This window comes from Mangrovibrevibacter kandeliae (genome assembly GCF_024519155.1).
GTDB classification, from domain to species: domain Bacteria; phylum Pseudomonadota; class Alphaproteobacteria; order Rhizobiales; family Rhizobiaceae; genus Mangrovibrevibacter; species Mangrovibrevibacter kandeliae.
This window is the reverse complement of the sequence record NZ_JANIFJ010000002.1, coordinates 521,529-542,195: the sequence shown is the minus strand read 5'-3', so window position 1 is coordinate 542,195 and position 20,667 is coordinate 521,529. Positions and strand designations below refer to the sequence as shown.

17 protein-coding genes are annotated in these 20,667 nt (G+C 68.2%); 6 read left to right on the top strand and 11 right to left on the bottom strand.

The features are described from left to right. Positions 1-103: 103 nt before the first annotated feature. From NPA30_RS08810 to NPA30_RS08800, 3 genes are all read right to left on the bottom strand, one after another. Entirely contained in the window at positions 104-886 is a 783-nt protein-coding gene (locus NPA30_RS08810; RefSeq protein ID WP_256802253.1) for an ATP-binding cassette domain-containing protein, read from the bottom strand. Then, the gene (locus NPA30_RS08805) at positions 883-1,950 is read right to left on the bottom strand and encodes an ABC transporter permease (protein ID WP_256802252.1); all 1,068 of its coding nucleotides are present in this window, start codon (positions 1,948-1,950) and stop codon (positions 883-885) included. The genes NPA30_RS08810 and NPA30_RS08805 overlap by 4 nt, the downstream gene beginning before the upstream one ends. Positions 1,951-2,076: 126 nt before the next feature. Further along, positions 2,077-3,102 carry a sugar ABC transporter substrate-binding protein gene (locus tag NPA30_RS08800; protein ID WP_256802251.1) on the bottom strand — a complete coding sequence of 342 codons (1,026 nt, stop codon included), beginning with the start codon at positions 3,100-3,102 and terminating at the stop codon, positions 2,077-2,079. 199 nt (positions 3,103-3,301) lie between these two features. On the opposite strand from NPA30_RS08800, the gene NPA30_RS08795 reads away from it, so the two are divergent. After that, a complete protein-coding gene (locus NPA30_RS08795) occupies positions 3,302-4,528 on the top strand; it encodes an ROK family transcriptional regulator (RefSeq protein WP_256802250.1) in 1,227 nt (408 codons plus the stop codon). Between the two features lie 18 nt (positions 4,529-4,546). Here the strand turns inward: NPA30_RS08795 and NPA30_RS08790 are convergent, their stop codons facing one another. Both NPA30_RS08790 and NPA30_RS08785 read right to left on the bottom strand, forming a co-directional pair. After that, complete coding sequence (locus tag NPA30_RS08790; RefSeq protein WP_256802249.1) at positions 4,547-5,161, bottom strand: LysE family translocator; 615 nt, start codon at positions 5,159-5,161, stop codon at positions 4,547-4,549. Positions 5,162-5,229: 68 nt separating this feature from the next. Further along, on the bottom strand, positions 5,230-6,084 hold the full coding sequence (locus NPA30_RS08785; protein WP_256802248.1) for a 5'-nucleotidase C-terminal domain-containing protein: 855 nt from the start codon (positions 6,082-6,084) through the stop codon (positions 5,230-5,232). Between the two features lie 183 nt (positions 6,085-6,267). On the opposite strand from NPA30_RS08785, the gene betI reads away from it, so the two are divergent. Next, on the top strand, positions 6,268-6,855 hold the full coding sequence (gene betI, locus NPA30_RS08780; protein ID WP_256802247.1) for a choline-binding transcriptional repressor BetI: 588 nt from the start codon (positions 6,268-6,270) through the stop codon (positions 6,853-6,855). Next, on the top strand, positions 6,842-8,506 hold the full coding sequence (gene betA, locus NPA30_RS08775; protein WP_256802246.1) for a choline dehydrogenase: 1,665 nt from the start codon (positions 6,842-6,844) through the stop codon (positions 8,504-8,506). The genes betI and betA overlap by 14 nt, the downstream gene beginning before the upstream one ends. 15 nt (positions 8,507-8,521) lie before the next feature. Here betA and NPA30_RS08770 read toward each other — a convergent pair whose 3' ends face one another. Both NPA30_RS08770 and NPA30_RS08765 read right to left on the bottom strand, forming a co-directional pair. Next, entirely contained in the window at positions 8,522-8,959 is a 438-nt protein-coding gene (locus NPA30_RS08770; RefSeq protein ID WP_256802245.1) for a hypothetical protein, read from the bottom strand. 113 nt (positions 8,960-9,072) lie between these two features. Then, entirely contained in the window at positions 9,073-9,252 is a 180-nt protein-coding gene (locus NPA30_RS08765; RefSeq protein ID WP_256802244.1) for a hypothetical protein, read from the bottom strand. A 127-nt stretch (positions 9,253-9,379) separates the two neighbouring features. Here NPA30_RS08765 and NPA30_RS08760 point away from each other — a divergent pair, with 127 nt between their 5' ends. After that, complete coding sequence (locus tag NPA30_RS08760) at positions 9,380-10,576, top strand: hypothetical protein (protein ID WP_256802243.1); 1,197 nt, start codon at positions 9,380-9,382, stop codon at positions 10,574-10,576. Between the two features lie 62 nt (positions 10,577-10,638). Here NPA30_RS08760 and NPA30_RS08755 read toward each other — a convergent pair whose 3' ends face one another. Next, complete coding sequence (locus NPA30_RS08755; protein ID WP_256802242.1) at positions 10,639-11,019, bottom strand: DUF1850 domain-containing protein; 381 nt, start codon at positions 11,017-11,019, stop codon at positions 10,639-10,641. A gap of 10 nt (positions 11,020-11,029) precedes the next feature. After that, positions 11,030-13,201: a TRAP transporter permease gene (locus tag NPA30_RS08750; RefSeq protein WP_256802419.1), complete on the bottom strand. Its 2,172-nt coding sequence runs from the start codon at positions 13,199-13,201 to the stop codon at positions 11,030-11,032. Positions 13,202-13,466: 265 nt separating this feature from the next. Here NPA30_RS08750 and NPA30_RS08745 point away from each other — a divergent pair, with 265 nt between their 5' ends. Next, the gene (locus NPA30_RS08745) at positions 13,467-15,248 is read left to right on the top strand and encodes a B12-binding domain-containing radical SAM protein (RefSeq protein ID WP_256802241.1); all 1,782 of its coding nucleotides are present in this window, start codon (positions 13,467-13,469) and stop codon (positions 15,246-15,248) included. Between the two features lie 37 nt (positions 15,249-15,285). Here NPA30_RS08745 and NPA30_RS08740 read toward each other — a convergent pair whose 3' ends face one another. Then, positions 15,286-16,995 (bottom strand): methyl-accepting chemotaxis protein, encoded by a 1,710-nt coding sequence (locus NPA30_RS08740; protein WP_256802240.1) that lies wholly within the window; start codon positions 16,993-16,995, stop codon positions 15,286-15,288. A gap of 347 nt (positions 16,996-17,342) precedes the next feature. Further along, positions 17,343-18,293: a TAXI family TRAP transporter solute-binding subunit gene (locus NPA30_RS08735; RefSeq protein ID WP_256802239.1), complete on the bottom strand. Its 951-nt coding sequence runs from the start codon at positions 18,291-18,293 to the stop codon at positions 17,343-17,345. A gap of 196 nt (positions 18,294-18,489) precedes the next feature. On the opposite strand from NPA30_RS08735, the gene NPA30_RS08730 reads away from it, so the two are divergent. After that, a complete protein-coding gene (locus tag NPA30_RS08730; protein ID WP_256802238.1) occupies positions 18,490-20,661 on the top strand; it encodes a malate synthase G in 2,172 nt (723 codons plus the stop codon). Positions 20,662-20,667: the final 6 nt, after the last annotated feature.

Below are 20,667 nucleotides of genomic sequence, written 5' to 3'. Positions count from 1 at the left end.
TGGAACAATTCCAGAGCCGGACGCGGAAGGCCAGCGCGGGACCGCGCGCGAAGTGTCGCGGCCTGCGGAGCGGCGGGCGACGCCGCCGCTCCGCAAGACGGCCTCAGGCCGCCAGCATCTCCGCCGTCGGTGCCACCGCGCCGGTCATCAGTGCGACGGCGTCGGACATCGAGGCGTTCTTCGGGTCGATGACGCAGAGCCGCCGGCCGAGACGGTGGACGTGGATGCGGTCGGCGATCTCGAAGACGTGCGGCATGTTGTGCGAGATCAGGACGATCGGCAGGCCGCGCGAGCGCACCTCGAGGATCAGGTCGAGGACCCGGCGCGATTCCTTCACGCCGAGCGCGGCGGTCGGCTCGTCGAGGATCAGCACCTTGGAGCCGAAGGCGGCGGCCCGTGCGACCGCCACGCCCTGGCGCTGGCCGCCGGACAGCGTCTCCACCGCCTGGTCGATGTTCTGGATGGTCATCAGTCCGAGCTCGGACAGCTTGTCCCGCGCGGTCTTGCGCATCGCCGGCTTGTCCAGCATGCGCAGGTATTTGCCGAGGAAGCCGGGTCGGCGCAGCTCACGCCCGAGGAACATGTTGTCGGCGATCGACAGGGCGGGGGACAGCGCGAGTTGCTGGTATACCGTCTCGATGCCGGCCTCCCGGGCCTCCTGCGGGTGGTCGAAGCTGACGGTCCTGCCCTCGAGCCGGATGGTGCCGCTGTCCGGCCGCACCGCGCCCGAGAGCGCCTTGATCATCGTCGATTTGCCGGCCCCGTTGTCGCCGATGACCGCCAGGATCTCGCCGGGGTAGAGGTCGAAGTCGCCATTGTCGATCGCCACGACGCGGCCGTAGCGCTTGACGAGGTTGCGGGCGGAGAGAACGGGTTCGACGCTCATGCCGAGACCTTCCGGATCCACTGGTCGGCGGCGACGGCCGCCACGATGAGGGCGCCGACGGTGAGACGGGTCCACTGCGGATCGGTGCCCCAGATCCGCAGGCCCATGGCGAAGACGCCGACGATGAGGGCGCCGACGAGCGTGCCGACCACCGAGCCGCGGCCACCGAACAGCGAGGTGCCGCCGATAACGACGGCGGTGATCGCCTGGATGTTGGCCTCGTAGCCGGAGGTCGGCGAGACCGAGCCGAGCCGGCCGATGATCGCCCAGCCGGCGAGCGCGCAGATGAAGCCGCCGACGGCGTAGACCGCGATCAGCGTGCGCGAGAGGGGAATGCCCGAGAGGCGGGCTGCGTCGGGATCGTCGCCGACGGCATAGACGTGGCGGCCCCAGGCCGTGTGATTGAGGACGTACCACAGCACCGCGACGAGCAGCACCATGAACACCGCGCCATAGGTGAAGACGGCGCCGCCGAGGCGGAAGGTGGTGCCGAGGAACTGCAGGAGGGACGCGTTCGCCTGCACGTCCTGCGCGCGGATGGTCTCGTTGGCCGAATAGATGAAGTTCGTCGCTTCGAAGACGAACCAGGTGCCGAGCGTGACGATGAAGGGCGGCAGCCGCACGAAGGCGACGAGGAAGCCGTTGATCAGGCCGCAGATGGTGCCGACGGCGAGACCGCAGGCGAGGGCGAGCGGCGCCGGCAGGCCGTAGCTGACGGCGAACTGGCCCATGATCACCGAGGACAGCACCATGATCGCCCCGACCGAAAGGTCGATGCCGGCGGTCAGGATGACGAGGGTCTGGGCCACCCCAACGATGCCGACGATGGTCACCTGCTGCAGGATCAGGGTCAGGGTCAGCGGGTTGAAGAACCGGCTGCCGACGATCACGCCGAAGAACAGGATGCTGACGAGGAGCACGAGCACCGGCACCAGCGTCGGATTGCCGTGCAGCACGTGCTGGATGCGGTCGAGCGGCCCGTGGCGCGCCTCGAAGGAGGCGACGGCGTCCCCCGCCGTGGCCTCCTGGGTGCTCTGCGTCTTGGTCGGCAGCGACTGACTCATCTCACACCTCGCCGGCGCGCCGCTCGGACGGACGCGCCCCGTGTCTTTGGCCAGACCGGAAGGCGGCCCGATCGCGGTCCGCCTTCCGTGCAGCAGGTCGGCCCGCGGAGGGGCCGCGGCAGGCGATCAGCCCCAGCAGGCCTTGAGCGCCTCGTCGGTGCCCATGGACTTCACGCCCTCCACCGGCTTGTCGGTGACGAGGTCGACGCCGGTGTTGGTGAAGTCGAGCCCCTCGGACTTCTGCGGCTTCTCGCCCGACTTCACGAATTTGGCGATCGCCTCGACGCCCATCGAAGCCATCTTCAGCGGGTACTGCATCGACGTCGCGCCAATGACGCCCTCCTTGACGTTCTGCACGCCGGGGCAGCCGCCGTCGATCGAGACGATCAGCGTGTCCTGGTCCTTGCCGAGCGACTTCAGCGTCTGGTACGCGCCGGCCGCCGCAGGTTCGTTGATCGTGTAGACGACGTTGATGGTCGGATCCTTCTGGAGAAGGTTCTCCATCGCCTGGCGGCCGCCTTCCTCGTTGCCGTTGGTGATGTCGTGGCCGGCGATACGCGGATCGTCCTCGTCGCCGATCCGGTTCTTGTCCTTCACGTCGATGCCGAAGCCTTCCATGAAGCCCTGGTCGCGCATCACGTCGACCGAGGGCTGGGCCGGGATCAGGTCGAGGAAGGCGATGTGCGCGTCCTTGGCATCGTCGCCGAGCGTCGCCTTGGCCCACTGGCCGATCAGCTTGCCGGCCTCGAAGTTGTCCGTCGCGAAGGTCGCGTCGGCCGCGTCGATCGGCTCGAAGGACGTGTCGAGGGCGATGACGAGGAGCCCGGCGTCCCGGGCCTTCTTGATCACCGGAACCAGCGCCTTGGTGTCGACCGGCGTGATCAGGATGCCCTTGGCCCCGCCGGCGATGCAGCTTTCGATCGCCGCGACCTGGCTCTCGGTGTCGCCGTCGATGCGCCCGGCATAGGCCTGCAGCTTCAGGCCGAGCTCCTCAGCCTTGGCCTGGGCGCCTTCCTTCATCTTCACGAAGAACGGATTGGTGTCGGTCTTGGTGATCAGGCAGACGGTAGAGCTGTCCTGCGCCATGGCGGGCGCGGACAGGCCGGACACGGCTGCGACGGCGAGCGCCGCCGCGAGTGAAACGCGCAGCATCGAATACCTCCCATAGAAACGGCGCCCTCCGGCGTCGCGGGCGGAACCCTCCTGTTCCGCCGCAACAGTAGAAAGGGCGAGCGCCGGCTCCTGTCAATCGAACCAAAGCGCGCTTGCCGAGTTCTCGGTGTATCGTTTCGATTACAACTACCCGGTCTCTCCGGCCGGCCAGGGCGACTTGTGGACGCGGAGACACAGAATGCACCGTGCGCGAACACAGAGCGAGATCCTCGCCCACACGGTCGACGGCTCGGCAACCGGCATCAACCAGGCCCGGCTGCGCGCCTACAACGAACGCACCGTCCTGTCGTTGATCCGCCGGCACGGCAGCATGGCAAAGGCCGACATCGCACGGCGAACCGGACTGTCGCCGCAGACCGCATCGGTGATCATGCGCGAGCTGGAGAGCGCCGAGCTCGTCGTGCGCGACACGCCGCAGCGGGGCCGGGTGGGGCAGCCCTCGGTGCCGATGCGGCTCAACCCGGATGGCGCGTTTGCGCTCGGGATGAAGGTCGGGCGGCGCTCGAGCGAGGTGATGCTGATGGACTTCGTCGGCGCGATGCGCGAGCGCCGCCATCTGGCCCACGCCTATCCTGACGTGGACGAGCTCGAGCACTTCGCCGCGACGCAGGTGCGGATGATCGTCGACGGCCTCGACGCCCGGCTGCGTCCGCGCATCGCCGGTCTCGGCGTAGCCATGCCGCTCCGCATCTGGGAATGGTCGGCGGCGCTCGACACGCCGCCCCGCGACCTCGACGAGTGGCGGGGCGTCGACTTCGTCCAGAGGCTGGAGCGCCGTCTCGGCCTGTCGGTCTACGGTGCGAACGACGCGATGGCGGCCTGCGCGGCCGAGCACGTCTTCGGCTCCAGCGGCTCCGAGCACTTCGTCTACTTCTACATCAGCTCGGTGGCCGGCGGCAGCATCGTCATCGACGGCGACATCGTGCCGGGCCGGATCGGCCGGGCGGGCGCTCTCGGCGCCATGCCGGTTCCGATGCCCGACGGGGGGTTGGCGCCGCTCGCCGACATCGCCTCGATCCACGTCCTCGAGGCGATGCTCGCAGACGCCGGCCGCGATGCCCGGCCCCTCTGTCAGCCGGATACGTCATGGGACGGGCTGGGCGATCCGCTCGACCGCTGGCTGGCGCAGTCCGGCCGCGCGCTCGCCCACGCGGTCGCAGCCGCGCTGTCGGTCTACGACTTCGACACCGCCATCATCGACGGAACGTTTCCCGCCGCGATCCGCGCCGCGCTCATCGAGGCGACCCGCAGCGAGCTGCGGCGCCTGCGCCTGCACGATTTCGACGCAGCGGCGGTGCGTCCCGGCAGCATCGGACCGCAGGCGCGTCAGAAGGGGAGCGCCAGTTTGCCCTTCTTTGCACGGCTGCTGCTCGACCGGCGCCGCTGGCGCCGCGAATTGCGCTGAGGTCTGCGCCAGTTCCGGTCAGCGGGTGGCGATCGCACCCGCGGCGCCGGCCATCAGCGCGGCGCTCGAGCGGTTCGCGAGGCGCATCGCCCGCGGGCTTCGCAGCAGCCGCCGCGCCTTGGCCGCCGCTGCCATCCAGCCGAGATCGATGATCATCAGAACCGCAAGCATCACACCCGTCAGCTCGGCCCAGCCGAGGGCGGTGATCCGCGTCACGTCGATGAGGCTCGGCACCAGCGCGAGGTAGAACAGCATGATCTTCGGATTGCCGAGCGTGATCGCAAGGCCTGCGAGGAACATGCGCAGCGGCGCGCCCGCGCGCGGGACGACCTCGTCCCGCGACGCGCCGACCGGCGCCGTCCACATGCGGAACGCCAGCCAGAGGAGATAGGCGACGCCGAGATACTTGAGGACGACGAACAGGACATGGAAGGTGGCGGCGAGCGCCGAGAGGCCGAGAAGGGCGGCGGCGAGCCAGGCGGCCTCACCGATCCACATGGCGGCAAGGAAGGGCAGAACATCGCGGTGGCCCCGGGACAGAACACGGGCGACGAGGGCGGCGACGCTGGGGCCGGGTGAGCCGGCGGCGACGAACAGCGCGCCCGCGAACATGCAGAGTGCCGACAGATCCATACCGTCTCCTCCCGGTGCGACTCTCGCGCCCGCGTCCGAGCCACCGTCAACCAGAGGCTCCGCCGGCCCTACTCGACCTCGGTGATGCGCCCGTCGGTGAAGGGCGCATAACCGAAGGATCCCTGGCGCGCGAGATAGGCGGCGAGGACCTCCGCGAGGCTCGAGGACGGCGCTCCGTCGCCGCGCGCCTCGCCCGTGCCCCGGTTCTCGCCGGCAGATTGGCGCGCGCGGTCGAGCATAGCTGCGTCGAGCGCGACGCGGTAGACGGCATCGAGCTCGATCGGGCGCCAGCCCTCGCCGGTGCGCACGAGCAGGCTGCGCAGGCGGGTCCGGCCCGCCCGACCGGCCATCGACCATTCCACCCTGAGCCCCGCGACCTGCGGAAACCCGCCCGTGTCCCGTTCGAGCAGAGCGAGACCGTCCTCCAGGACCTGCGCGACCTCGCGGCCGCGCATCTCCACGAGGGTTGCCGCGCCGTCGGCAGGCAGGGCGGACTCCACCTCGCCCATCGTCACCGCGCCGGCATCGATCGAGCGCCGCAGCGTACGCCCGTCGAGGATGGCGGCATCGGCGGCCATCGTCACGAGAAGCGCCTCGGCGACGAGGTCGCCGAGCGGGCACTCGCGTGTCCGGCAGAGCGCGGCTGAGCCGTCGATCGGAGCGCTTGCGGTGCCGACGACGCGCCCGGAGGAGTCGGGCGTGTCAGCGGTGGACGGGGCGGGCGCCGCCGGGGCGGGCGTCGCGCCCGGGCGGGACGAGGCCGCGGCCGCCTTGCCGCCGCCGGTGGCGCCGGCCCGGCGTGCCTGGCCCGCTTCGGCCGCTGCCGCGAAGGCGGTCAGCGCGACGGACAGGAGGAGCCGGAGCGCAAACCCTCCGCCAACCGCACGCGTTCGCCGTCCCGCCAGGCCCGGATGTGGACGCATCGTCCTCTCTGTCGCATCACGTCTCAAGGATCTGGCAGCCGTAGCATCCGTTCCCTGCGCGAGGCCGGAGCGCCCGCATCCCGGCGGCGGCGACCCGTCATCCCTTCGCCCGTCATCCCTTCGATTGATTGATCGGCCAATCAGAATTTGACAGAAGAGGACAGGAGCACGAGGGAATGGGCGATGCCGCGGAAGGGCGTAGAGGCAGAACGACGCGAGACCCTCATCCGGGCGGCGATCGAAGCGGTCGATGCCGGAGGCTCGCTCGAGGTGACGGTGGCCGAGATCGCGCGCCGCGCGGACGTCTCGCCGGCCCTGGCGCATCACTATTTCGGCGGCAAGGAAGACCTGATGCTGGCCGCGATGCGGCACATCCTCGACGACTACCGCGCCGGCGTGACGAAGCGGCTGGCCGGCTCGGCCACGCCGCGCGAGCGGATCTCCGCGATCATCGAGGGCAGCTTCGAGCCCGCGCAGTTCGCATCGAGCGCCGTCACCGCCTGGCTCGCGTTCTATCTGCACGCCCGCCGCTCGCCGGAGGCGGCCCGGCTCCTGACGGTCTATTTCGGCCGGCTCGAGTCGAACCTCGTCGATGCCCTGGTTGCGCTCGTCGGGCGCGCACGGGCCCGGCCGATCGCTGCGGCCGCCGGGGCGATGATCGACGGCGTCTGGCTGCGCCAGGCCCTGACCAACAGCCGCGGGCCGGACAGGGAGGCGGCGATCGCGGCGCTCGAACGGTTCATCGACGGAGAAATCCATGCGGATCATTGACGAAGCCGACTATGTCGTCGTCGGTTCGGGCTCGGCCGGCGCGGCGCTGGCCTATCGCCTTGCCGAGGATGGCAAGCACGACGTCCTGGTGATCGAGGCCGGCGTCAGCGACGCCGGTCCGCTGATCCAGATGCCGGGCGCACTGTCGATCCCGATGAGCATGCGCCGCTACGACTGGGGCTACAAGGCGGATCCGGAGGCGAGCCTGGGCGGGCGCAGCCTCGTCACCCCGCGCGGCAAAGTGCTCGGCGGCTCCTCTTCGATCAACGGCATGGTGTTCGTGCGCGGCCACGCCAAGGACTTCGAGCACTGGGCCGAGAGCGGCGCGCGGGGCTGGGGCTATGCCGACGTGCTGCCCTACTTCAAGCGCATGGAGACGATGCAGGACGGCGACCCCGCCTGGCGCGGCTCCGACGGGCCGCTGCGGGTGAAGGCGGGCGCGATGGCCAATCCGCTCTACCAGGCGTTCATCGACGCCGGCGCAGCCGCCGGCTATCCGGTGACGCCGGACTACAACGCGGCGCAGCAGGAGGGTTTCGGCCCGATGCAGCACACGATCTGGCGCGGCCGGCGCTGGTCGACCGCCAACGCCTATCTCCGTCCGGCATTGAAGCGCGGCAACTGCCGCCTCCTGTTCGGCGAGGCGCAGACGCTCGCCTTCGAGAAGGAGCGGGCGAGCGGTGTCGTCGTCAAGCGCCGGTTCCAGCCGGCCGGCCTCGTTCGGGCGCGGCGCGAGGTGGTGCTGGCGGCGGGCGCGATCAATTCGCCGCTGCTGCTCCTGCGCTCCGGCATCGGCCCGCGCCGCGAGCTGGAGGCGGTCGGCGTCCCGTCCTTCGTCGACCGGCCTGGCGTCGGCAAGAACCTGCAGGACCATCTGGAGGTCTACATCCAGCAGGTCTGCAAGGAGCCGATCACCCTCAACGGCTATTTCGGCCTCTTCGCCAAGGGCCGCGTCGGGCTCGAATGGATGATGCTGCAGACCGGCCACGGCGCCACCAACCACTTCGAGGCGGCCGGCTTCATCCGATCGGACGCCGGCGTCGAGTACCCGGACCTGCAGTACCACTTCATTCCGGCGGCGGTGCGCTACGACGGCCGGGCGCCCGTCGAGGGGCACGGCTTCCAGGCGCATGTCGGTCCGATGCGCTCGCCCTCGCGCGGCGAGATCCGGCTGAAGAGCGCGAGCCCTGCCGTGCCGCCCTCGCTGCGCTTCAACTACATGAGCCGGCCGGAGGACTGGCGCGACTTCCGCAAGGCGGTGCGCCTGACGCGCGAGATCTTCGCGCAGGCGCCGCTCGCCCGCTATGCCGGGCCGGAGATCCAGCCGGGCGCCTCGGTGCAGAGCGACGACGAGATCGACGCCTTCATCCGCGACCACGCCGAGAGCGCCTATCACCCCTGCGGCGCGGCGCGCATGGGCGCGGCGGACGATCCGATGGCGGTGGTCGACCCGCAGAACCGGGTGATCGGCGTCGAGAACCTGCGGCTCGCCGACTCCTCGATCTTCCCGCGCATCACCAACGGCAACCTCAACGGCCCGTCGATCATGGTCGGCGAGAAGGCGGCCGACCACATCCTCGGCCGCGCACCGCTGGCGCCCTCGAACCAGGAGCCGTGGATCAATCCGGACTGGCGGGACGAGCAGCGGTAGGGGTGAGGCGGTCGATTAGCCGAGCTGCGCGACCACGTCCATCTTCTCGCCGCGGGCGCGAATCTCGAACCGCGTTACCGAGCGATCGGTTGCCGACGCGACTGCGTTACATGCGCGCCGCAGCTTCTCAGACATCTGCTGAAGGCGAATGCCGTAGAGCGCGCGGTCGGGAGTACGCGGCACGATGTTCTCGAATACGATTTCCGGTCGACGAGACGCTCCAGCCTCACCCAGTGCAAGCAGCAGACCGGACAGAAGATCGGCCTCGCTCATCTCCCCCTGAATATAGTCGGTGATCAGCGCCCTGTGATCGTCAGTGCGTTCGACACGAATCCAGAACAGCTTGTCCGCCTCTGTTTCGACCTTGACGGAGTAGTCGTCACCGCCGACCCGAAGGGGGGCCTCGGACGGCTGACCGGCGGGCGTTTGCCGGGACGAGAAAAGCGACTGCATGGCTGCCACATCCCTGTTGAGGATTGGTTAACCATAGAGCACTCGCGGAGGATGTACAACCATACCGATTGTTCGGTGGTCGGCTAAAGGTAGCCGGCTGATTGTAAAGTCTTTCAGCGTCTTTGGTTGAAGCTATCGAGATACGACTGATCGGGCAGGCTTCTCAGAACGCGCACCGTCTCGATCGTCATCGAAAGGTCGATATGCTTCATCGCAACAAGCTCGCCGGCCTTCACAGCATCGCCATCTACCTCGCGAATGGCCCTAAGCTCAAAATTCAATATGCGTGCCATCGGACACCTCTGATCGGATGAGCAGAGGCTGGGGCAACAAGGTTAATAGACGGTTAACAACTCAGTGATTGCATACACACGCATTGCGGGAAATATGGTTAACGTGTGACAGGAAGGGAGCCGCCGGATGTACAGATGCTTCGTCATTTCGCCGTTCGGCAACCCTCACGGGACGCCTGAGGCGCGGGATCTGCATGCGGAGATGAGGAAACTGCGGACACAGGTTTTCGAGCCGGCAGAAAAGCGATGCCGCGAGCGCGGCTATGCGGTGACGATCGCGACCAACGAGGAGGAGCGCAGTATAACGATCCTGACCTCGACGCTGCGCGGGATCCAAGATGCCGATGCGATCATCGGTGTCCTGACGGCCGACCGGCCGAACGTCTACCTCGAGATCGGCTGGGCTTCGAGCTTCTGGCACAAGATCATCTATGTCCAACGGCGGGACTACGTTCTTCCCGCCGATATCAACAATGCAAAAATCGGCGCCTACTATTCGCACGAACAGCTCGACGGCAGCGACGAGCCGGGTCGCCTGGAGGCAATCGACAGGCTCGCGACGCGTATCATCGAAGAGGTCACGCGTCAGGAACGGGATATGCCGTTCGAGCACTTCAAGGATACGACGCGCCTGTCGGTCGGATCGAGCCAGTTGTTCAACCGCTTCTCGCGCGCGGTGACCCCGGCCGACTGGTCACGCATGCTCCAGAAGGCGGAGTCCGAGATCATCATCGCGAGCTCCAAGCTTCGGGACATTCGTAAGCATCCCTTTCCGCACCAGATGCCGGACGGGCAAGATGGGACGGCCCTGACGTCGCTGCTACTGCTCAAAGCGTTGGAGGGGGTCAAGGTGACTGTTATTATCTATCACCCCGACAATCCGACACTCCGATATCTTCTGAAGGGGGAAGACGCTCGTGCCGACATCGACTCAGCTTTGGCAGAAGCTCGCACCAATATTGAAAGCTCTTTTGGGCTCTGGTGCCAGTTCGTGTCGGGGTTTCGTCAATCTCGCCAAGCGACATTGTCGCAGACGGGTCGGGAGCTTCCGCTCGACAACGTGAAGCTCATCCAGATGCGCGAGCGGTTCCTGCCATTCAGGGTCACCTTGACCGACAAGCAGGCGCTCATCACCTTCCGCTTCTTTACCGAAAGCTACAATTCGGGACTTTGCCTGGTTACCAACAATGGTGGCCCCGGCGCGGACGAGTGGAACCTCCCGATCTACCAGATGGTCCGGAACGATCTCCGGATGCTGGTCGAAGAGAACCAGGAAGCGTCCGAGCAGTCCTACCGCGAATGGGAAGAGCGGCGCAGGGCGTGACGCGCTCATGGTTCCTTCGCGGAGGGCAGTGGTCGCCTGCTGTTCTCGACTTCAGCGCCGTGTTAGCCGCCCTCTCGCACTGCGGCGGGGCACCAGCGCAGCTTAACCGCTGCGCCAGCCTTGTCCCCGAGGGTCAGGCACCGTCCTCCCTCCACGCACAGGGTCCAGCCGCCGACCGTCGCGCCGGAGGCGGCGAGGACGAGTTCGGGCAGCGGCGGAACGTGCGGGTGGTAGACATAGGCGCCGTCCTTAAGGACCGCGTCGGGCGGCGGGTCCATCCCGGCGCCCGAGCCCTCGATGCGTCCCTCCACCACGGTCAGGCCCTCGGGTCCGGCGCTCCAGTGCTCCTCCCAGCGCGTCTTCTCGACCGAGTGCGTCCAGGACAGCGTGAAGGCGGTGGCGGCCAGCGTGATCAGCTTGCCGCCCGTAGCAATGCAGATCATGCCGGCCGCGTCACGCCGGGCGCGCCCGGTCGCTCTCGCCCGGATACGGCTCCGGCGGCAGCCGGGATGCGCCGGCCGTGCCGGCCGCGCCACCGGTCCGGTTGACTGTGGTCGGCATGCCGTGGCGGCGGATCTGCCAGAGATGCCAGCCGATGATCGCGGCCGAGAGGACGAAGCCGATTTCGTCGGTCAGCGGCACGGCGGCGACGAGGGTGAAGGCGGCCGCCGCCGCGACGAGCCGCTCCCACCACCGCAAGGGCCCGACGAGGAAGCCGATGGCCGCCGCGCCCCACAGGCCGATCGCGAGCGCCGCCTTGAAGACGATGTAGGCGACGGCCGGCCAGTAGCCGATCTCGGCCGCCAGCGGCCCGCCGTCCTGCAGCATCAGCGCCGGCGTGTAGACCGCCATGAACGGGATGATGAAGCCGGCCAGCGCCACCTTGATCGCCTCGATGCCGATCTTCAGCCCGGAGGCCTTGGCGATCGGCGCGGCGGCGAAGCAGGCGAGCGCCACCGGCGGTGTCAGGTCGGCGAGGATGCCGAAATAGAAGACGAACATGTGCGAGACGATCAGCGGCACGCCGAGGGCGTAGAGCGCCGGACCGGCGATCGAGGAGGTGATGATGTAGTTCGGGATCGTCGGGATCCCCATGCCGAGCACGATGCAGGTGACCATCGTCAGGATCAGCGACAGGAACAGCGAGGTCGCGCCGACCGAGACGATGAACTGGCCGAAGGTGTTGGCGACGCCGGTCAGCGTCATCGTGCCGACGATGATGCCGACGATGGCGCAGGCGATGCCGACCGGCAGCGCCGTCTTGGCGCCCTCGCCGAGCGATTCGACCGTGAGGCGCAGCGTCTCGCGCCCGCCCTTCAGCGGCAGGCAGAGGAGGATCAGCAGCGCCATCGCCGCGACGACCGGAAGGATGCCCCACTCGAAGAAGCTTGCCGCCGCGAGCCCGAGCCCGATCCAGAAGAGGTAGCGCAGCGCGAGGCCCGGCAGGCGCGTGGCGAGCGGCGCGCCGAGGATGAGGAGCACCGTCATGGCGAGGCCGATGGTGCCGGCGTAGAGCGGCGTATAGCCGGAGAACAGCAGCCAGACGAGGACGGCGAGCGGCAGCAGGAGGTACCAGCCGGCGCGCAGCGCGCCGAGCGCCGAGGGGATCTGGTCCGGCGTCAGCCCGAGGAGGCCGCGCTTGCCGGCCTCCAGGTGCACCATCCAGAACACCGAGGCGAAGTAGAGGACGGCCGGCACGACCGCCGCCTGCACCACGGTGGCGTAGGGCACGTTCAGCGTCTCGGCCATGATGAAGGCGACGGCGCCCATCACCGGCGGCATGATCTGTCCGCCCATCGAGGCCGTCGCCTCGACGCCGCCGGCGAATTCGGCGCGGTAGCCGAAGCGCTTCATCAAGGGGATGGTGAACTGGCCTGTCGTGACGACGTTGGCGACGCCCGAGCCGGAGATCGTGCCCATCAGGCCGGAGGAGAAGACCGCCACCTTCGCGGCGCCGCCCTTGGCGCCCCCGACGAGCCCGAGCGAGACGTCGGTGAAGAGCTTGATCATGCCGGCCCGCTCCAGGAAGGAGCCGAACAGGATGAAGAGGAAGATGTAGGAGGAGGAGACGTAGACCGGGATGCCGTAGATGCCCTCGGTGCCGTAGGCCATGTGGTCGATGACCTGCTCGAAGGCGTAGCCCCGGTGGTTGAAGGGCGAGGGCAGGTACTGGCCGCCGAGGCAGTAGGCGAGGAACAGGCCGGCGATGATCGGCAGCGCTGGACCCATGATCCGCCAGGTCGCGACGAAGAGCACGGCGAGCGCCAGGCAGCCGACGGCGATGTCGGTGGTGAGCGGCATGCCGGCGCGGAAGATCAGGTCGCGGTACTCGACCCACTGGTAGAGCGCGACGCCGAAGCCGGCGAGGCCGAGCAGCCAGAACAACGCGCGCAGCGGGATCGACTCGCGCTTCAGCGCACTGACGAGGGGCAGGCCGAGCAGGCACAGGAAGCCGACATGCAGCGCGCGGACGACCTGGCTCGGCAGGTCCCACAGATGGGCGGCGGTCGCCAGCTGGAACAGCGAGAAGACGAGGGCGACGGCGAACAGGATCCGCCCTTCGAGGCTCGCCGGAAAGGACTCGGCCAGGGGATCGTGCAGCTCGTTCGGCTGATCCTCGGTCATCGCCTCGCCCGACCCAGCCGCTGTTGCTCCATTCATCGACGCAGCTCCTCCCCAAAAGCCGCGCCACGCTAGCGGTTCGCCGCGCTGGCGTCCAACCCCCGCACCGCGTCGACGGGCGCGTGCCCCGTGCCGGGGCAGTTGAGGGGCGGGCGGCCGCACGATGAACACGTTTGCGGCACAAGGCGGGACGGATCGGCCGGCGACGTGCTAAACCTCGCGTGGTTCCTCCTGCGCCGCTCCGGCGTGTTAGTGCGAAAGAATGCTCTTGCCCAACGCGATCGAGACGAGGGGCCGCCGCTTCCAGCTCTTCCTGATCAAGCCGTCGCACTACGACGATGACGGATACGTCATCCGCTGGTGGCGGGCGATGATCCCATCCAACTCGCTCGCGGCGCTCTACGGCATCGCGTCCGACTGCGCCGAACGGCAGGTGCTCGGGCCGGACGTCGCGATCGACATCCACGCCATCGACGAGACCAACACCCGCGTCGACGTTCCGGCGATCCTGCGCGCCTTCGAGGCGAATGGCGGCCTCGGCCTCGTCGCGATGGTCGGCGTCCAGTCGAACCAGTATCCGCGGGCGCTCGATCTCGCGCGCCCGTTCCGTGACAAAGGCATTGCCGTGGCGATGGGCGGCTTCCACGTCTCGGGCTGCCTGTCGATGCTCGACGGCCAGGCGGTGGAGCTCGACGCGTGCCGGCAGATGGGCATCGCGATGTTCGCGGGCGAGGCCGAGGGCCGGCTCGACCGGGTGCTGCAGGATGCAGCCGCCGGCACGCTGGAGCCGCTCTACAACTTCATGAACGACCTGCCCTCGATCGAGGCGACGCCGGCGCCGTTCCTGCCCAAGCCCTACGTGTCACGCACGCTCGGCCTGTCGACGAGCTTCGACGCCGGCCGCGGCTGTCCCTACCAGTGCTCGTTCTGCACCATCATCAACGTCCAGGGGCGCAAGTCGCGCTTCCGCTCGGCCGACGACGTCGAGGCGCTGGTGCGGATGAACTGGGCGCAGGGCATCTCGAAGTTCTTCATCACCGACGACAACTTCGCGCGCAACAAGGAGTGGGAGTCGATCTTCGACCGCCTGATCCAGCTGCGCGAGGTCGACGGGATCCCGCTCGGCCTGATGATCCAGGTCGACACGCTCTGCCACAAGATCCCGAACTTCATCGAGAAGTCGAAGCGCGCCGGCGTGACGCGGGTCTTCATCGGGCTCGAGAACGTCAATCCGGACAACCTGTCGGCCGCCAAGAAGCGGCAGAACAAGATCACAGAATACCGCAAGATGCTGCTCGCGTGGAAGGCGGAGGGCATCATCACGCTCGCCGGCTACATCCTCGGCTTCCCGTCCGACACGCCTGAATCCATCCGCCGCGATATCCGCATCCTGCAGGAGGAGCTGCCGCTCGACGTGATCGAGTTCTTCTGCCTGACGCCGCTGCCGGGCTCGGAGGACCATCAGACGCTCTGGAAGAAGGGCGTCGCGATGGAGAAGGACCTCAACATCTACGACGTCGAGCACGTCTGCACGGCGCACGAGAAGATGACCAAGGCGGAGTGGGAGGCGATCTACCAGGAGGCCTGGTCGCTCTACTATTCCCGCGACCACATGCGCACGCTGATCCGCCGGGCGGTCGCCACCGGCGTGCCGGTCGCAAGCCTCGTGAAGGTGCTGGTCAGCTTCGCCACGACGGTGCGGCTCGAGAACGTGCATCCGCTGCAGAGCGGGCTCCTGCGCCTGATGCACCCGTCCGAGCGTCGTCCGACGCTTGCGCCGCTGCCGGCGTGGAAGTTCTGGCCGCGCTTCGCCTGGAAGACGGTGAGGACGCATGCGCTGCTGGCGGGCGAGATCGTCCGCCTCGTGGCGACGGCCTATCGCATCGCGAAGGACCCTGCGTCAAAGACCTACTCGGACCCCGCGCTGACGCCCGTCGCCGAGGACGACGAGCAGACGCTGTCGTTGTTCACCAAGACGTCGGGCGGGCAGGCGAGCGTCACCCACGTGAAGAAGGTGGCGCAGCTGACCGGAGCCGGCCGCGCCGCCTGAGGCGCAGCCGACGCGGCTCGTCGCGTGGGGGCAGCCGTCAGGCCGCGCGCCGCCGCGTGCCGCCGAACGAGGCGGCAGGGGACGGCCGCGCGCCGGCCTCGAACTGGAAGCCGCTCAGGAGATCCAGAAGCTCGCTCGCCTGGTCGTTCAGCTTGTGGCAGACAGCGGTCGACTCCTCGACCATCGCGGCGTTCTGCTGCGTGTCGCCGTCGATGCCGCCGATCGCTCCGTTGATCTCGGCGAGCGTGCTCGCCTGACCCCGCGAGGCCTGGACGATGGCGGTGACGTGCTCACTGATCGCCATGACTTCCTCGGCGATGCCGCGCAGCGAGCCCCCGGTTTCGTCGACCAGCGCGACGCCGCTCTTCACCTGGGTGCCGGAGGTGGTGATCAGGCCCTTGATCTCCTTGGCGGCGTCGGCGGAGCGGCGCGCCAGCTCGCGCACCTCCTGCGCCACGACCGCAAAGCCCTTGCCGGCCTCGCCGGCGCGCGCCGCCTCGACGCCGGCATTGAGCGCCAGAAGGTTCGTCTGGAAGGCGATCTCGTCGATCACGCCGATGATGCGCGTCACCTGCTGCGCGCCGTCCTCGATCTGCACCATCGCGTCGATCGCGCGGCGCACGATGTCGCCTGATCGCTCTGCGCCCGCTCGCGCGCGGCGCACGAGTTCGCCTGCCTCGTCGGCCCGCTGGCTCGAGGTTCTGACCGTCTCGGTGATCTCGCCGATCGCCGCCGAGGTCTCCTCGACCGAAGCGGCCTGGCGCTCGGTGCGCCGTGCCAGGTCGTCGGAGGCCGACTGGATCTCGGCCGCGGCCAGCTGGATCGAGCGGGCACTGACGTCCACCTTGCGCAGCGTCTCGCGCAGCATGTCCAGGGAGTGGTTGTAGTCGGTCCGCAGCGTCTCCAGCGACGGAACGGAAGAGGCCTCGATGCGCTGGTTCAGGTCGCCGGACGCCAGGGCCTTGAAGGCGCTGCCAAGGCGATCCATCAGCATCACGCGCTCGGTGATGTCGGTGGCGAACTTGACGATCCGCACGACTTTGCCGTCCATGTCGAAGATCGGGTTGTAGGACGCCTCGATCCAGAACTCGCGGCCGCCCTTGCCGAACCGCCGGAACTCGGCGGCGATGAACTCGCCGCGGTTCAACCGCGCCCAGAACGCGGCATAGTCGGCCGAGCGGCCATAGGCCGGCTCGACGAACATGCGGTGATGCTTGCCGCGGATCTCGTCCCAACCGTAGCCGAGCGCTTTCAGGGTGTTCTCGTTCGCAGCCAAGATATGGCCGTCGGTGGTGAACTCGATCACCGCCTGCACGCGCGACAACGCGGCCAGGCGTCCCTCGTCCTCGGTCGCCTTCAGCTTGGCGGCGGTGATGTCGGTGGCGAGCTTGACCACCTTGAACGGCTTGCCGCGGGCGTTGAGGACGGGGTTGTAGGTCGCCTGGATCCAGATTTCGCGACCGCCCTTGCCGAAGCGCTTGTATTCCCGCGCGTCGAATTCGCCCCGCTTCAGCTTCGCCCAGAACGCGCGATAGTCTTCGCTGGCGGCGTAGTCCGGGGCAACGAACATCGAGTGATGCCGGCCGACGATCTCGCCGGCCTGATACCCCATCGCGCGGCAGAAGTTCTCGTTGGCGGAGAGGATCTTGCCGTCGAGATCAAACTCGATCGTCGCGAGCGACCGGCTCAGCGCCTTGAGAACGGCGCGGTGATCGCCGCTCCCGATCTCGCTCTTCAGGAAACCCATGCGTACCCACCTGTTTCATTTCGGTCGGTCCGCAGTCTCGGCAGGCATCGCCCGCCGTCGCTTTTGTGCCGATCCAGTGGCCGCTTGCGCTCAACGGGTGATGCAGCGGTCGACACGCTGAGATTGCGCACGCGCTGCTTTCGAAACTGTTTAAGTAGAACTGATTTTCGCGCGGCTGGTGAAGGCGGGCTCTGCCGCGGAGTCCACCAGCGCGCAGTAGATCGTTGCAGCTGAAACAGTATACATCGTGCTGATCGTCAGTGACGCATACGGACAGGATCACGGCTCGCACGCCAGCAGCCGCGCATCTCTATGGATACGCGGCTGCGGCCGGCCCTGATCTCCGATTACAGCAGCCCTGCTTCCTTGTAGTAGCGCTCGGCGCCCGGATGCAGCGGGATCGGCAGGTTCTTTGCCGCCGTCTTCGGGTCGATGGCCTTCGCTGCCTGATGCGCGGCGACGAGCGTGTCGAGGTGCTCCATCAGCTGCTTGGTCATCTGGTAGGCGAGCTCGTCCGACACATCCGACGAGGTCACCAGGATGTTGGTGATGGCGAGCGTCGGCACGTCCGTCTCCTGACCGTCATAGGTGCCGGCCGGAATGGTCGCAGCCTGGAACGGAGGACCGAGCTGCTCGGCGATGGCGGCCGGGACGGCCACCATCTGGATCGGCAGCGAGGAGGCGAGGTCCCGGATCGAGGCGACGCCGAGACCCGCCGACTGCAGCGTCGCATCGAGCTGGCGGTTCTTGATCAGTTCGACCGATTCGGCGAAGGGCAGGTACTCGGTCTTGCCGAGATCGTCGTAGCTCATGCCGGCGGCGCCGAGGATCGCCCGGGCGTTGAGTTCGGTGCCGGAGGCCGGGGCGCCGACCGACAGGCCCTTGCCCTTCAGGTCCTCGAGCGAGGTCACGCCGGACGCTTTGGCGGCGACGATCTGAACGTAGTTCGGGTAGATCGCGGCGATCGCCCGCAGCTTCTCCAGCTTCTGCGGGAACCCGGCATCCTTGTCGCCCTCGGCCGCGGCCTTGACCGAGTCGCCGAGCGCAAAGCCGATCTCGCCGCGCCCCTGGCTGATCAGGTTGAGGTTTTCGACCGAGGCCTTGGTGGCCTGCACCTGCGTGCGCACGTTCGGGATGTTGTCGCCGTAGACCTTGGCGATGGCGACGCCGAGCGGATAGTAGACGCCGGACGTGCCGCCGGTCAGGACGTTGATGAACTCCTGTGCCTGCGCCCCCAGGGGCGCGAGGGCGATGCCGGCCGCCAGCGTGAAGCCGGCGAGGCGGGTCGTGATCTGCATGCTGTTCCTCCTCGAGCAGTCGATCCTTGGCGGCTCCTCCCGCCGCGGCCGGCGCAAAGGCTCTTGCGAAAGGCCGGCCTTGTCAACGCCGGAGGTTCGGTCCAATCGTCTTAGAGCCCACCGGGAGCCAATCGAATTGACAGGCCGGCGCGAGTGTCCGATTGCCCGCAGCGAGACACGCGCAAGGGAGGAAGAGATGTCGGATCGCATCGACGTTCACGGGCTGAAGATCGCGGCGAGCCTGAAGGCCTTCGTCGATGACGAGGCGCTGCCAGGCACGGGCGTCGACCCCGAGCGCTTCTGGAGCGGCTTTGCGACGGTCCTGACCGAGCTCGCGCCGAAGAACCGGGCGCTGCTCGAGCTGCGCGACGCGATGCAGGCGAAGATCGACGCCTGGTGCCGCGAGCGCAAGGGCGGCACGGTGGACGGCGCCGACTACGAGGCCTTCCTCAAGGAGATCGGCTATCTCGTGCCCGAAGGCGAGGCCTTCACGGTGGAGACGGCGAAGGTCGATCCGGAGATCGCCTCGATCGCCGGGCCGCAGCTCGTCGTGCCGGTCAGCAACGCCCGCTACGCGCTCAACGCAGCGAACGCGCGCTGGGGCTCGCTTTACGACGCGCTCTACGGCACCGACGCGATCTCCGACACCGGTGGCGCCGAGCGCACCCGGGACTACAATCCGGCGCGCGGCGACAAGGTCGTCGCCTGGGCCCGCAGCTTCCTCGACATGGCAGTGCCGCTCGCCGGTGCGGTCTGGGATGACGTCAGGGGCTTCGACGTCGAGAGCGGCGGGCTCGCCATTGCCATGCTGGATGAGGCGACCGCTGTTCTCGCCGAGCCCGCGCAGTTCGCCGGATATCGCGGCGCGGCGGACGCGCCGGAGGCGCTGCTCTTCACCCGCAACGGGCTGCATGTCGAGGTGGTGATCGACCGCACGCACCCGATCGGCAAGACCGACCCGGCCGGCATCGCGGACGTCGTGCTCGAAAGCGCGGTGACGACGATCCAGGACTGCGAGGATTCGGTCGCCGCCGTCGACGCCGAGGACAAGGTCGGCGTCTACCGCAACTGGCTCGGCCTGATGCGCGGCGACCTCGAGGACACCTTCGAAAAGGGCGGCCGGAGCGTCACCCGCCGGCTGAACGCCGACCGCAGCTACACCGCGCCGGACGGCTCGGACCTGGTGCTGCCCGGGCGCTCCCTGCTGCTGGTGCGCAATGTCGGGCACCTGATGACCAACCCGGCGATCCTCCTGCCCGACGGCGCGGAGGCGCCGGAGGGGATCATGGACGCGATGATCACCGCGCTGATCGCCATGCACGACCTGAAGAAGAGCGAGGGTGCGAAGAACTCGCGCGCCGGCTCGGTCTACATCGTCAAGCCGAAGATGCACGGCCCGGACGAGGTCGCCTTCGCGAACGAGATCTTCGGCCGGGTGGAGGAGGTGCTGGGCCTCGAGCCCTACACCCTGAAGATAGGCATCATGGACGAGGAGCGCCGCACCACGGTGAACCTCAGGGAGTCGATTCGCCAGGCCCGCCGCCGGGTCGTCTTCATCAACACCGGCTTCCTCGACCGCACCGGCGACGAGATCCACACCTCGATGGAGCTTGGGCCGATGATCCGCAAGGGCGACATGAAGGGTGCCGCCTGGATCAAGGCCTACGAGGAGTGGAACGTCGACGTCGGGCTCGCCTGCGGCCTCAAGGGCCATGCGCAGATCGGCAAGGGCATGTGGGCGATGCCCGACCGGATGGCGGCGATGCTGGAGCAGAAGATCGGCCATCCCGAGGCCGGCGCCAACACCGCCTGGGTGCCGTCGCCGACGGCCGCGACGCTGCACGCGACGCACTACCACAAGGTCTCGGTCGCCGAGCGGCAGGCGGCGCTGGAGGGCCGCCGGCGGGCGAAGCTCGCCGACATCCTGACCATCCCGGTCGCCGTGCGCCCCAACTGGACGCCTGAGGACATCCAGGCCGAGCTCGACAACAACGCACAGGGCATCCTCGGCTACGTCGTGCGCTGGATCGACCAGGGCGTCGGCTGCTCGAAGGTGCCCGACATCAACGATGTCGGCCTGATGGAGGATCGCGCCACCTGCCGCATCTCCTCCCAGCACATCGCCAACTGGCTGCATCACGGCGTCGTCAGCCGCGAGCAGGTGGTCGAGACGATGCAGCGCATGGCCAAGGTGGTGGACGGCCAGAACGCGGCCGATCCGCTGTACCGGCCGATGGCCGAGGACTACGAGGGCTCGATCGCCTTCCAGGCGGCCCTCGACCTCGTGCTCAAGGGCCGCGAACAGCCGAACGGCTATACCGAGCCGGTGCTGCATCGCCGCCGGCTCGAGCTGAAGGCCAGCCTCTGAGACCGG

Bases quoted from the DNA above. Each gene is read 5' to 3' on its own strand.
- NPA30_RS08740 (WP_256802240.1), bottom strand. From the start codon at position 16,995: ATGGGTTTCCTGAAGAGCGAGATCGGGAGCGGCGATCACCGCGCCGTT.
- NPA30_RS08730 (WP_256802238.1), top strand. From the start codon at position 18,490: ATGTCGGATCGCATCGACGTTCACGGGCTGAAGATCGCGGCGAGCCTG.
- NPA30_RS08765 (WP_256802244.1), bottom strand. From the start codon at position 9,252: ATGGCACGCATATTGAATTTTGAGCTTAGGGCCATTCGCGAGGTAGAT.
- NPA30_RS08735 (WP_256802239.1), bottom strand. From the start codon at position 18,293: ATGCAGATCACGACCCGCCTCGCCGGCTTCACGCTGGCGGCCGGCATC.
- NPA30_RS08755 (WP_256802242.1), bottom strand. From the start codon at position 11,019: ATGATCTGCATTGCTACGGGCGGCAAGCTGATCACGCTGGCCGCCACC.
- NPA30_RS08795 (WP_256802250.1), top strand. From the start codon at position 3,302: ATGCACCGTGCGCGAACACAGAGCGAGATCCTCGCCCACACGGTCGAC.
- NPA30_RS08805 (WP_256802252.1), bottom strand. From the start codon at position 1,950: ATGAGTCAGTCGCTGCCGACCAAGACGCAGAGCACCCAGGAGGCCACG.
- NPA30_RS08770 (WP_256802245.1), bottom strand. From the start codon at position 8,959: ATGCAGTCGCTTTTCTCGTCCCGGCAAACGCCCGCCGGTCAGCCGTCC.
- betI (WP_256802247.1), top strand. From the start codon at position 6,268: ATGCCGCGGAAGGGCGTAGAGGCAGAACGACGCGAGACCCTCATCCGG.
- NPA30_RS08760 (WP_256802243.1), top strand. From the start codon at position 9,380: ATGTACAGATGCTTCGTCATTTCGCCGTTCGGCAACCCTCACGGGACG.
- NPA30_RS08750 (WP_256802419.1), bottom strand. From the start codon at position 13,201: ATGACCGAGGATCAGCCGAACGAGCTGCACGATCCCCTGGCCGAGTCC.
- NPA30_RS08790 (WP_256802249.1), bottom strand. From the start codon at position 5,161: ATGGATCTGTCGGCACTCTGCATGTTCGCGGGCGCGCTGTTCGTCGCC.
- NPA30_RS08800 (WP_256802251.1), bottom strand. From the start codon at position 3,102: ATGCTGCGCGTTTCACTCGCGGCGGCGCTCGCCGTCGCAGCCGTGTCC.
- NPA30_RS08810 (WP_256802253.1), bottom strand. From the start codon at position 886: ATGAGCGTCGAACCCGTTCTCTCCGCCCGCAACCTCGTCAAGCGCTAC.
- NPA30_RS08785 (WP_256802248.1), bottom strand. From the start codon at position 6,084: ATGCGTCCACATCCGGGCCTGGCGGGACGGCGAACGCGTGCGGTTGGC.
- betA (WP_256802246.1), top strand. From the start codon at position 6,842: ATGCGGATCATTGACGAAGCCGACTATGTCGTCGTCGGTTCGGGCTCG.